The organism is Shewanella psychrophila (genome assembly GCF_002005305.1).
GTDB lineage: Bacteria > Pseudomonadota > Gammaproteobacteria > Enterobacterales > Shewanellaceae > Shewanella > Shewanella psychrophila.
In genome coordinates this window covers 1,650,252-1,662,925 of record NZ_CP014782.1, presented here as the reverse complement: position 1 = coordinate 1,662,925, position 12,674 = coordinate 1,650,252, and the positions used below count along the sequence as shown (strand labels likewise).

9 protein-coding genes and 1 pseudogene are annotated in these 12,674 nt (G+C 41.7%); 8 read left to right on the top strand and 2 right to left on the bottom strand.

Annotation, left to right across the window (positions count from 1 at the left end):
* Window positions 1-1,007 precede the first annotated feature (1,007 nt).
* The 8 genes and pseudogenes from sps_RS07410 to sps_RS07375 all read left to right on the top strand — a co-directional run bounded on the left by sps_RS07410 (window position 1,008) and on the right by sps_RS07375 (window position 9,961).
* Window positions 1,008-1,757, top strand: coding sequence for a DUF4158 domain-containing protein (locus sps_RS07410; protein WP_077751954.1), 750 nt, complete (start codon window positions 1,008-1,010; stop codon window positions 1,755-1,757).
* A gap of 64 nt (window positions 1,758-1,821) precedes the next feature.
* Window positions 1,822-2,739 (top strand): IS5 family transposase, encoded by a 918-nt coding sequence (locus sps_RS07405; protein WP_077751953.1) that lies wholly within the window; start codon window positions 1,822-1,824, stop codon window positions 2,737-2,739.
* A gap of 71 nt (window positions 2,740-2,810) precedes the next feature.
* Window positions 2,811-4,316, top strand: a pseudogene (locus sps_RS07400) (Tn3 family transposase); the annotation flags it as partial.
* A 55-nt stretch (window positions 4,317-4,371) separates the two neighbouring features.
* Entirely contained in the window at window positions 4,372-4,758 is a 387-nt protein-coding gene (locus sps_RS07395) for a LysR substrate-binding domain-containing protein (protein ID WP_237158096.1), read from the top strand.
* Window positions 4,759-4,876: 118 nt separating this feature from the next.
* Window positions 4,877-7,531: a reprolysin-like metallopeptidase gene (locus tag sps_RS07390; protein ID WP_077751950.1), complete on the top strand. Its 2,655-nt coding sequence runs from the start codon at window positions 4,877-4,879 to the stop codon at window positions 7,529-7,531.
* Window positions 7,528-7,899 (top strand): hypothetical protein, encoded by a 372-nt coding sequence (locus sps_RS07385; protein ID WP_077751949.1) that lies wholly within the window; start codon window positions 7,528-7,530, stop codon window positions 7,897-7,899. Before sps_RS07390 ends, sps_RS07385 begins: the two co-directional genes overlap by 4 nt.
* 89 nt (window positions 7,900-7,988) lie before the next feature.
* Window positions 7,989-8,687 (top strand): response regulator, encoded by a 699-nt coding sequence (locus sps_RS07380; protein ID WP_077751948.1) that lies wholly within the window; start codon window positions 7,989-7,991, stop codon window positions 8,685-8,687.
* 2 nt (window positions 8,688-8,689) lie between these two features.
* Entirely contained in the window at window positions 8,690-9,961 is a 1,272-nt protein-coding gene (locus tag sps_RS07375; RefSeq protein ID WP_077751947.1) for a sensor histidine kinase, read from the top strand.
* A 126-nt stretch (window positions 9,962-10,087) separates the two neighbouring features.
* On the opposite strand, the gene sps_RS07370 is transcribed toward sps_RS07375, so the two are convergent.
* Both sps_RS07370 and sps_RS07365 read right to left on the bottom strand, forming a co-directional pair.
* A complete protein-coding gene (locus sps_RS07370; RefSeq protein WP_077751946.1) occupies window positions 10,088-11,275 on the bottom strand; it encodes a carbohydrate porin in 1,188 nt (395 codons plus the stop codon).
* Between the two features lie 27 nt (window positions 11,276-11,302).
* The gene (locus sps_RS07365) at window positions 11,303-12,559 is read right to left on the bottom strand and encodes an aromatic amino acid transport family protein (RefSeq protein ID WP_077751945.1); all 1,257 of its coding nucleotides are present in this window, start codon (window positions 12,557-12,559) and stop codon (window positions 11,303-11,305) included.
* Window positions 12,560-12,674: the final 115 nt, after the last annotated feature.

The following is a 12,674-nucleotide window of genomic DNA, read 5'->3' as shown; positions in this document are numbered from 1 at the left end:
TTTGGAAATGTTCTCAGATTTCTGGAAAGGGTTTCCTTTTCAGTGATGCCGCTTCTTATTAAGAGAAACACCATATCATTTCAATTAAAAAGAGTGATGCGTTCATGTACCAGAGGGCCTATGAAGGTCAGTTGTTTATAAAACTCAGACTCTCAAAAAAGGTATCTATCTAGAAATTAACTCTTGGAATGCTGGTATAGCTAAGTTTCAGGCTTTCCTTAGCTTTTTTTTGTTGAAGAAACTAATCTATTGGTTGAATTATCAACACTCTTCAATCTAGCTGTATAAATTTTAATAAATCATGTGTTGCTCCATATTTAAGCTCTATAAACTTTATCGAAAGATGACGACACAATGAAATTAACTTCACTTATACCTGCTATATGCCAGTGTTCATTGAAGGTGCAGTTTATTCAGGCGTGGTTCAAAGCAAGTGAACAAATCTGACCTCGCCAAATAGATACTTGTAAAAAAACAATATTAATTTAATATTTAACGACAGCAGGGATTAAATCATAAAATTGTGCTGAATTGTCATTTCTATGTAATCTTGGCTCTTTCGGCATGATTCTCCCCCCCTAAAAAGTAATCGTGATTTATGGGTTTCAGGTTATCAAAAACGTTCTCAAAACCAAATTATCAATAAGAAGTGGAGTTAACGAGTTTGATAACCACTTACACCAACGTAAACATATCTTAGGCTTTGTTCAAACTCCTCCTGAGAGCGACATATCAGTTGCTATATAGAAGTGGGTACTTTGGCTGTAGACCTCCACATAAAAATCAACACACCTTAATATTAGCAATACACTTTCTGCAAATGAAACTAACCCAGTTTGACTTAACTCTTTGTATCCATTTATGGTATAAATCTAAGCTCGTAATAACGATCAACAAGTCACATCATTATAAATATAGACATGATATTTTTGAGGAACTATCACTTACATAGACTAAACCAGTCTTAATCATTTGAGCGCTTAGGGCGTCCAAAGGAAGTAAAATCGATGACAAAAATAGCTATTTTGGACAGTAAAAAACAAAAAGTATTTGATGCACCGCCTAGGTTAAAAAAAGAGGATCGTGGTCGTTATTTTACACTCACCAATGAGCTTAAACAGCGTTTATTTAATGGACTTCGTTCACCCATTAATCAACTTGGATTTATTTTACAGTTGGGATATTTTAGAGCATCAGGACAATTTTATGGGCCTGACCAATTTTATAAACGAGACATTAATCATGTTGCCCGAACACTGAAGATGGCTACAGTTGATATTGCTCAATACAACGAATCGACACGTAAACATCACCGTAAACTTATCTTAATTCAATCGGGCTGGCGTTTCCCCTCCAGTGAAGACGATAATAATCTGAACAGCCAAGCGAAATGGTATATCGAGCAACAACTTTCACCTAAAAAAGTACTACAAACTTTGGTCGAATTCTGCTGGCATCATCATATTGTGATCCCTTCTTATAGTAAATTTTCAGACATCATTACCCGACATTACAATGAATATGAAGATAGCCTATTGCTGACATTGAAAAAGACATTAACCATAGAAGACAAGGCTCGTTTGGATAGTTGGTTTTATGCGCCGGATACTAAGGCCTATAATAGGCCGCCCATCACAGAATTACGCAGTATCAATCAATCCGTGTCACCGGGCGATATTCAGAAAAATGTCGCCACCTTTAATAGCATCAAATCGGCCTATGATGGGTTTGATGGTGTGATGGGCCTTGTTTCCTAAATCGATTGAACCTTTTGCAGCTTATGTGATCTGATCTTCCAATGTGGTTATTGGAAACATCAAGATGGGTAAAGCTAAGCGTAAAATGACCAATTGGTCTCAGTACAACAAGGCATTGATTAATCGAGGGTCCTTGACCTTTTGGATTGATGAGCACGCCATTAGCTCTTGGTGTTGCTCTGAACATCACGGCCGCCGTGGCCGTGGGTATATTTACTCTGATGTTGCTATTGAAACTGCATTGGTTGTTAAAGGTGTATTCAACTTATCACTGAGAGCACTAGAAGGTTTCACTACCTCGGTTTTCCAGCTTATGGATGTGCCACTAACCTCACCAAGCTATAGCTGCATTAGCAAACGTGCCAAGACCGTAAATATCAAATATCGCTCACCGAGTCGTGGCTCTGTGGCACATGTAGTGATTGATTCAACGGGCCTTAAAGTTTACGGCGAGGGAGAATGGAAGACTCGAAAGTATGGTAAAGAAAAGCGTCGTACCTGGCGTAAGTTACACCTCGCAGTAGATGCTAATACGCATGAAGTCGTAGCAGCAGAAGTCACTCTGGTTAACGTTGCTGATAATGAAGTGTTACCCACATTAATCAAGCCGTTAAGAAGACAGATTAAACAAGTTTCTGCTGATGGAGCATACGACACCAAAGCGTGTCACAAACTACTTCAGCGTAAAGGTTGCAAACCCACTATCCCACCAAGAAGCAGTGCTGGGTTTTGGGAGGATGGGCATCCTCGAAACGAGGCAGTGAGAGCCCTCAAAAATAATGAGTTAGCGCAATGGAAGAAGGAAAATGACTATCACTTACGGTCACTATCTGAAACAGCAATGTACCGATATAAGCAACTAATTAGTCCGAAACTTAGCCTACGAGATTATAATGCTCAAGTAGGTGAAGCGCTGGCAGGTGTAAAGGCAATGAACAAAGTCATAAGACTAGGAATGCCAGTTAGGAAACAGGCTGCCTAGTTAGCTCAAACCCTTGGAGTAGCTGCATCTATAGCGAGGATTTGATCAACAACGCCGGTGTGATGAACACTTTAGCACTCACTGACCAAGCTAATGAATATTTTGCAACTTGGGTGCAAAAAGCTCAGACATTCCAATTAACGAGTTTTGCCGATCGGCATAAGTCTTATTTACATATTTTGGCTTACCTTAAACATCAGTATTATTTAAGGCAAGATACCTTAATCGATATCTTCTTAAAATCCACATTATCAGCGAGATCTCAATTACAGCGACTCATTCAAAAAAGAGAGAGCGAGCAACGAAATCATCGCAATAGCGCCATAAAAACGGTGTCAAAATCCAACAAAGATCTCACCGTTTTTTCTAACCAGGTGATCAGCATCGTCACAATGGCGCCGACCACTGAGATTGAAAAAGTCAGGGCCTTAGAAAATCTGGTCGAGGAACACCTCAAATCCTTTGATGAGAAAAAACGTCAGCGCATCGCAAAAATGGAAGCCTTATTGGAAAGTCTGTCAGACCAAGGCTATTTCTATGATTTAATTGAATCACAATCAATCAAATTACAACGCAGAGTCTCCAACATCGTCAAAACCGTTGAGTTCTCAGAGAGAAGCACAGATAAGGCATTATTGAAGGCTGTTGTGCATTTTAAAAAGACCCATGGTGACATTGGCCAGTCGCCCCCTTTAGCATTTCTAACCGAAAATGAAATGGAAAGAGTCTGCACAGAGGAAAGCCCACTTCGGGTTTCACTGTATAAATCATTGCTCTTCTTTCATATTACTGATGCAATAAAGTCAGGCGGACTTATTTTCGATTCGACCTACCGTTACAAAGGTATATTTGATTACCTGATCGATGATATCACTTGGGCAGAGCAGCGTGATAAACTATTGGCAACAGCAGGGTTAGAAAATTTTAGTGATGTTATCACCGTATTAAATAAGCTTAAGAAACAACTAAATGGCAAGTATCAAGATATCAATCAACGGGCTTTACAAGGAGAAAACCGTTTTTTGTCATTTGATAAGACAACAGATAAAGCCAAGGTTATCACGCCTAAAATTGATAATGACGATTTTGCATTTATCGGTGATACATTAATGCAGGCTGGATATGTGCCAATCCAGACAATCCTGTCAGACATCAATACTGTGTGTAATTTCAGTGATTGTTTTACTCACTTTATGAATAAGCACAATAAAATGAAGCCCTCGCCAGAAATGTTAATGGCCGCGATCATGGGGATTGGTTGCAACATCGGCGTGACCAGAATAGCGAATATTTCTATAGGGCTGAATGAAGACACGTTGGAAAATACCGTGAATTGGTTTTTTAGTTTACCCAATATTCAATCGGCCAGTGATAGGATCATTGAATATATCGATAAACTATCTTTAGCCAATGCTTATAAATTTGATCCTGAAGCGACGCATACCGCAAGCGATGGGCAGAAATATTATGTTGCGGTTGATTCACTCAATGCCGCCTATTCTTTTAAATATTTTGGTAAAGATAAAGGCTCAACGGTATATACTTTTTTGGATGAGAAGCAATCACTTTTTTATTCCAACCGTTCTTGTCGCATCGAATGTTTACTTAGCACAAAATGCTACGCCAACCCAATTGGATGAACTTTCTCAGCACAGAATTATTGGGGTAAATAATATTTCTCTATGGACACTGACCCATAGCGTCACCGGGCATAAGGTGGAGCTTAAACCTAGTATCAATACTTTTGTCAATGATATTAAGATGGCCAGTCAGTGGGCCTGTGATGGGATAGGCATTGCTTTATTGCCTATCAGCGAAGTATACCAAGATTTGCAAGAGGGTAATTTAGTGCAATTACTCACAAAATGGACAGGTCCCAGACGTGAGCTATACGCCGTCTGGCCTAGTGGTAGGCTCTTGAGCGCCAAAGCCAAGTGTTTACGTGACTTTATGCAAGATTATATCGATAAAGATCAGGTGTTGCAGACTAAAGAGATGATTTTCAACAAATCGACTTAGAAGGTAAACGTGCTTTGTATCCGTTTGTATCTGTTTAGGTGTGGACGCTACAATTTGCCAAGGAAGTTAACAACTGATTTACATAAGGTGGTGGCTCTCATTGTTAAAGGGGGTCCCTATGAAAAAAATAATATCGATTTTGAGTCTATGTGCTCTAGCTTCAGCTTCACAATCTGCGATTGCGGAATTTGTGTCACCGAGCCCGTTTAATGATTGGCACAAGGTGACAGCTAAGAATGACGGAGAGGTAACCACAAACAGTGACAGTGAAAAACTCAACAGTCAGGCGCGTTCAAGTCATCAGCTAACAACGAATATTGCCGCATTAAATCAGATTTTATTAGCAACGGATAAGCGTGTTGTAGTGACATTACCGCTTCCCGATGGACGTTTTGCAGACTTTGAGTTAAAGCCTGCCGCCATCGTTGCTAGCGAGCTTAGTGAGAAATATCCCAATATCAAAACCTTCAGTGGCTTTGAACTTAACAATCCGGACAATCATGGTCGCTTCGATATCACCCCTGAGGGATTTCATGGCCTCTTTCGATACGGTGATAACACTGTCTATATCGATCCCCAATATCAAGGTAATGATGCGCGTTATATCAGTTACTTTAGAAAAGATGCGCTACCCTTAGCACTTGAAAATATGCCGAAACGACTCCCTCCTAAGAGGCTAGGAAAGGAGCAAGCATCATTACTCAAGCATGTCCAGAAAGAGGTGGTGAGTAATAGCCAAGGCCAGGTAACACAATTAAAAACCTACCGTATTGCCATATCGGCTACGGGTGAGTACACCCAATTTCATGGCGGTACCAAAGAGAAAGGACTAGCTGCTGTTATCACTATGCTCAATCGTGTCAACGATGTTTATCAAGCCGATCTTGCGGTGAAATTAGAGTTAGTCGCCAATAATGATGCGCTTATTTTCGTTGATCCTGATACCGATCCCTTCGCTAACACTGATGCAGATGGTGAGGCTAATACTGGCATCATAGATAATGCCATAGGCAATGCGAGTTATGATGTTGGCCACGTTGTAGGAACGGGCGGAGGTGGCCTGGCTGCATTTGGCGTGATATGCGACGTTAACTCAAAAGGAGACGGCGTCACAGGCAGTGAGAGTCCAACGGGAGATGCATTTAACATCGATTATGTTGCCCATGAATTAGGGCATCAATTTGGCGCCGATCACACATTTAATGGTTTATCTGACTCTTGCCAAGGCAATCGTGCCGATTCAAGCGCCTATGAACCCGGAAGTGGGTCGACTGTGATGGGTTATGCGGGGATCTGCGGCCAACAAGATTTACAGAATAACTCTAACGCTTATTTCCACTCACATTCAATCGATGTCATCAAAGAGCATATCACCTCAGGCAGTGGCGGGAGCTGTGGGCAGCTTAGTGCAGTAACTAATTCAAATCCTAAGGTCGATGCAGGCGCCGATTATATTATTCCGGCTAATACTCCCTTCGTGCTGACCGGAAGCGCAAATGATGCAGATGGTGATAGCTTAACTTACGATTGGCAACAGTATGATCTCGGGCCCGCCAGTAACAGCAAGTCAGAGCAAGTCGATGACGGTAAACGCCCGCTATTTAGGGTGTGGAGTCCAAGCAGTCAGCCAAGTCGTACTTTTCCCAGACTCGAAGATATATTGCTCAATAAGCTCACGATAGGTGAAACCTATCCCAAAACTACACGTGAACTTAATTTTCGTTTAGTGGTGAGAGACAGTAAAAATGGTTTATCGCGAGATGCGATGAAAGTCAGTGTCATCGACACTAATCAGGCTTTTGCCGTGCTTGAGCCGGCTGCTGGTACATCTTGGTCCAGTGATAGTCAGCTCGTTACCTGGGATGTGGCCAATACCCAGACTGCGCCTATTTCCTGTAGCAAGGTGAATATTCATCTATCAACTGATGCTGGTGCTAGTTTCGAAACCGAGCTAGCACTTGGGGTCGACAATGACGGTAGCCACGAGATTCAGTTAGCCAATGTTAATACTCAAAAAGCGCGTATAAAGTTGAGCTGTGCAGATAACATTTTCTTTGCTATTAACAGCGGAGACTTTTCGATTTCATCGGGTGCTGGTGATGAGAAAATTAACATCACTGGGCTTAAAGCACCTTTAGTTATCAATGAAGATGAGAAGCTGAAGCTAATGGTCAATATGTTCAGTTATAAAGGACTTGAGGCCAGCACAATTAGTTTACAAGCGGGGGAAAACTATCAGGTTGACGGCGATACTATCACGCCTAAGGCAGATTTTAATGGTGAGATATCAGTACTCGTCACTGGCCATAAAGGCGATATCAAGAGTTCGCCCTTCTCGGCAGTCATTAGTATCACTGCTGTCAATGATGCACCTGTAACCGTGGACGATACAGCCAGTGTGGAGCAAGATTCGAGCAAGAATATTATCGACCCCTTAAGCAATGACTCTGATATTGATAAAAATAAACAACTGAGTCTCGTCAGTGTTAATTACACAGGCAAGGGCAGCGTCACTATTGCCAACAATAGGTTAAGTTATACGCCTGCTGCTGGGTTCTCCGGGAGCGAGACGATTACTTATACGGTGCAGGATTCTGAGAAGGCCACAGCTGATGGTGTTGTAAAGGTAACAGTAAAAGCAAGCACTGGCGGCAATACAGGTGGCAGTGGCGTCGGGACAGATAAGAAATCTTCCGGCGGAAGTCTGGGCTTATGGTTATTGATACTCATCCCCATTTTATCAGGGCGCAGAATGAGTCGGAGGCACAGATGAGAAAGTTAAAATCAATGCTTATTATGGTGATATCTCTAGTGTCAATTATTCTGCTTATTGGCTGTGAGAATAGGTCGCAGCTTGAGGTAGAACCTGAGCAAATTAGCGTCGCTGAGGCTATCCAAGAAGCTGAGGTTTTAGGCGATTATAGAATCTATGGGACGAGCGGAAGAAGGATAACCTTGCCGGGTATTGCTGCCAGTGACAATGAACAGGCGCAGGCGTTATGTGGAGTGCAGTATATGACTGGCACCGGCGATGTTATTTCCTCTCCAGAGCAGAGGCTGAAGCGTGAACAGCTATTGGACTTTATGACATCATATAATCAAGCTATATTCGAGGTATGTAAAAAGTTACTGATTAAATAAGATTAACAAGTCGTAAGCTTGGATTATAAGCCAATGATATATATCCGGTAGCGATATCGGATATATGTCGATATGAGACAAAGTGTGAAATGAAAGAAAAATTATCCGTACTGGTCATCGACGATGACATTGAGCTGTGTAACCTCATCAGTGATTATTTAGCGCAAAATGGCTATAGGGTTAACGTGCTTAACGATGGCCTCAATGCTGCGGCGCAGATACTCGAACAAGTGCCACATATCGTCATATTGGATCTTATGCTGCCTCATATTGATGGACTCTCTATCTGTAAACAAGTCAGAGATGACTATCATGGCTCAATCATCATGTTGACGGCATTAGATGATGATATCGATGAAGTTACGGGCCTCGAAGTCGGCGCCGATGACTATCTGGCAAAGCCTGTTAAACCCAGAGTCTTGCTAGCGCATATCCGAGCACAGCTAAGACACCTTGAGAAGCAGAAGAAGCGCCAGGAATTGGAATGTATAACGTTTGGCAATCAATGTTTTGTACTTAACCCGACAAATAGAACACTGACAGTTGACAGTCAAGAGATTGAGCTTACTGGTGCCGAATACGATGTCTTGCTGCAACTTGCAATTCACAGTGGAGAGATAGTGAGTCGCAATGACTTACATCAAACTATTTTTAATTTTGAATATGATGGCATCGAACGCTCTATCGATCTTCGAATATCAAGGTTAAGAAATAAGTTAAACCAGCACAGTGGCGCCGGAAACATTATTCAGACGATAAGAAATAAAGGCTACTTACTTGCGAGATAATAATGAATAAAATAGTGCGCTCGGTGGTGGCATTAATAATTAGTTTCAGTATTGCAGCTTTGTTGAGTCAGGCCATTTTTTATGATGTTATCGATAGATTTGCCATGCAAACATTCAATAATGATCTGTCGCAATATCGTGATCAGATTAACAACAGATTTGATAAAATCACCCCTGAGTTGTGGCAACAGCAATCCAGTCTATTGTCGGATCTATTATCCGTCCACGTGACGATTGATAAGCATAATGCAGATAACTTCAGCGAAGAAACCTTAGAGCAACTCGCTTCTCCAATTGGCACTAACGGTATAATCGATCTCGATATGGGCCTTATTTATTATCCACTGTCCCCTGAGTATGTGTTAGTTGCCGGGCCAATCGATGATGTGAGTTTGGCCTATGCTGCTGAGATATTTACCTGGATGTTTGCCTTGCTTGTGGCGATAACGACGGTCTGCTTGCTTCATTATCAAGATATTAAGGCGATGAGGCGACTAAGTGAGTCACTGTCTGTAGACAGTTCCACTTCAAACGACTTGATTAATATCGACTCACTGATCTCTCAAGCCGACATGATGTCGAAAACTAATCTGCAAAAATCTAAGGCGCTCGACCAGCTTCTAGTGACACAAAGAGACCTACTCCATGGAATTGCCCATGAATTCAGAAGCCCACTAGCTCGAATGGAGTTTGCCATAGAGTTGCTCGAAGAGGCCGATGGTAATAAGCGTGCGCAATTAAAGGGGCAACTTGAGGACTCAATTAAAGAGCTCGATGAGCTGGTTAAACAAGTACTGAGATATTCACGCCTTCAGCATGATGGAGCAGAAATTGAACTGAGTTTAACGAGTGTTAAAGAGTTAGTCGAAACGTCCATAGAAAAGGTTCAAGGCTTCTATCCAAAAATTCAGTATGTTTATGATGATGAAACTCATTACCCACTCAATTGTGATGTTAAATTGATGGTCATTGCCTTATCTAACATTCTAAGAAACGCAGGACGTTTTGCCTATTCTAGATGCCTAGTCACGGTCGAGAGTGACAATCACTCTGTGATCATTAGCATTCAAGATGATGGATCAGGGCTAGCCCCTGGTAAGAAAAATCAAATATTTGAACCCTTTACTCGCTTAGACCCGAGTCGCTCCAGAGATTCCGGAGGATATGGGCTAGGCCTTGCCATAGTGCAGTCAATTATTCATAAACATAAGGGAACCGTATCGGTTGAGGATGCAGGGATCGGTGGCGCCAATTTTATTATCAAGTTAGGCTAAATATTGAAAATGTATCCCAATAGCGTTATTAATTGTATGGCTATTAACTCTGTGTAGTGCCTCATTGTTAATCCGCCGTTTTAAAGGACAGAATAACAATGAGGGGCTGTAAAATAATACCTGTTTTTATAAGGTGAAATGAACTCTTAACCCCCATACCCAAGAATTATCAGCCTCAGGGTTCAATGGTAAAGTATGCAGATATTGAATATTTGGGCTGAACGTGAGGTGCTCATTAAGGCGGTATTTGTAAAAAAGCTCGCCCGTGTATTGAGCATCAAATTGCGTACCGAACAAGTCTTTATTGGGCTTGCCCCACCCAAGGGCAAGGTTAAGTGAGTCTTGTCCTGTGCCTAATCCAACGAAACCTACCCCAGCGGTTACAGAGCTTGAGAGTAAACTGGCATCCCCCTCAGCGTAGCCTGCACGTAAGAAAGGGATCCATCGTTCAATCATATAGGTAGCCGATAAATTGATGCCTTGGCTGTCCTGTGTGCTGTGGCGGGTGCCGCCATCAAGTTGCCAAGCAATAAGATGCAGATTTCGGGTATAAAACTGCTCCAGTGATTCAACCCAGCCCAGTTCCAGTGAGCTAAATAGCGCCTGCTCATCAAATATATTGCTAGCCGCTTCAAAAGGGTTACTGGAATCGGCATTACCGTCGGAGAGACTGGCTAAGCCATAAAATTCATCATTAAACATATGCCTAATCGATATGCCTAATGTCGCTTCATCGGGCATTGCAATCGTGCCAGCACCAGTACTGAAGATGAAATTTGAAAATCCATTCCAGGGATTGCCTAATGCATAAGTGTCAATGTAGTCGGTGGTATCAAGAAAACCGACCAATAGTTCTGTTTGATTCTGGTTAAACTGCTGCTTCCAATAAAGGTTGGTTAAACGCAGGCCTTGATCGCTAAGGATGGGCAGTATGAGCCCAACCGCGCCGACATTGTCGATGACAAACTTTTTCGGGCTAGTATCTGTATATTTATGACGATGCTCGACCTTGAAGACAAATTTACCTGTGTCGTTTTGCTCGTTTTCAATCAGTGTCCAGTTAAACATCAATCTGATAATGCCTCCAGCTGCATTGGGATCTTTATCTGACTTTGTTTCAGTGGCTCCAGTGCCATAAGCCAGATAATCAGCATCGATATCGATGGCAGAATGAGCTTGGGGCATCACAGGTGTAGCGGGTAACTCAATGTCAGGATATTCTTTGGCGATAACCTGACTCGTTGGAAGAATAATGGTGACAAGTATGGCCAGCCAAACAAAACAATTATTTACGGAGAAATGAGTATGATTCATGCTATTAGTCCTTTAATGTCATTATTGTTAACGTTGAGGCATGGTGGGTAACAGCTCAAAAGAGGACAGCAGCATAGAGCTGATGATCAACACGCTGTAGGCCAATGTGAACCAAGGGGTCATCTTGCCGCCAAATGTGACATATCCATCTCCATTGTTTACGTGTTTTTTCCGACTGATCTGCGCCAATATTGCTGGAAAAATCCCTCCCCAAATCGCCCCGGCTAATCCGGCAAAGCCGATGGCGATAAGAAATCCGTGTGGGAACATTAATGAACATAAAAGCGGTGGGACAAGCACGAGTAACCGTGGATAACGGGGGGTTAACCCCAATTGATTAATTAAAATGTCTGACAGGTAATCAAGTAAACCCTTCGCTACACCGATAAAAGAGGTGATCACCGCCACTTGTACAAAGAAAAACAGCAGGGCATTAAGCTCACTACTGTTATGGCTTATCAATGAAACAATGCCTTCAATATTGGTATTACCAGCATTCACTTTATCAATCATGTCATTTTGGCTTTGGTTTCCCATAATGACGAACATCCATAAAATATAGAAAATACTCACAATGGACAGTCCAAGAAAAATGCTTTTCATGACACGTTTAGGCTTGTTTTTATATAAATTTCTTAGCATGGGGATTATTTGTTGGTAACCAGCTGCCGCCATAAAGAAGGGGAGGGTTAATATGACATAGGGCAGGAGTGGGACAGTGCTATCGAATAGTGATTGCTCCTTAGCTATAATGTTGCTTAATTCTACTGTATTACCAAGGTCTATAAGAAGATAAGCAAAAGTACATAACATAATAAATATTAATGAACATGAAATCTTGCTGATAATAATGGGCTTGCAACAGATAATAGCGCCTAAAACAGCAGTGAATAACAAGGCTGATAATGTTGAGTTTATTTCAAACCCAACTAGAATCTCACTGTAAACTTTGATTGTGTCTGTTCCGGCGGTAATATAAGCATATAATAAAATGAAGCCATTAAATATCATCATGGCATCATTGAAATAAGTGGGTTTGTTCCCCATGCAATCTTTTATCATTGAATGAAACCCAGTCCCAACGGGGTAGTTCATATTCACTTCGAGTAACAATGAGCCCGCGGCGAGCATATATATTGCAGTCAATACCACGACTGTGACACTGAGGAAAAACCACATGCCGATACTGACTATTGGTAGGCTCATCATACCTACACCGACAGCTGTGCTGACGACTACGGCCGCACCGTATATCAGCGAGAGTTGATTATTAGAATATTCCATAACTAAGTAACCTATATTAATTAGTTTATGATGATGACCTCATATTGCGCCGAGATAGACTCGGGTAAACATCATCAATTAAATAGCCATGCCATTCATTATTTAATGAACAGCA

Bases quoted from the DNA above. Each gene is read 5' to 3' on its own strand.
- sps_RS07410 (WP_077751954.1), top strand. From the start codon at position 1,008: ATGACAAAAATAGCTATTTTGGACAGTAAAAAACAAAAAGTATTTGAT.
- sps_RS07405 (WP_077751953.1), top strand. From the start codon at position 1,822: ATGGGTAAAGCTAAGCGTAAAATGACCAATTGGTCTCAGTACAACAAG.
- sps_RS07390 (WP_077751950.1), top strand. From the start codon at position 4,877: ATGAAAAAAATAATATCGATTTTGAGTCTATGTGCTCTAGCTTCAGCT.
- sps_RS07385 (WP_077751949.1), top strand. From the start codon at position 7,528: ATGAGAAAGTTAAAATCAATGCTTATTATGGTGATATCTCTAGTGTCA.
- sps_RS07380 (WP_077751948.1), top strand. From the start codon at position 7,989: ATGAAAGAAAAATTATCCGTACTGGTCATCGACGATGACATTGAGCTG.
- sps_RS07375 (WP_077751947.1), top strand. From the start codon at position 8,690: ATGAATAAAATAGTGCGCTCGGTGGTGGCATTAATAATTAGTTTCAGT.
- sps_RS07370 (WP_077751946.1), bottom strand. From the start codon at position 11,275: ATGAATCATACTCATTTCTCCGTAAATAATTGTTTTGTTTGGCTGGCC.
- sps_RS07365 (WP_077751945.1), bottom strand. From the start codon at position 12,559: ATGGAATATTCTAATAATCAACTCTCGCTGATATACGGTGCGGCCGTA.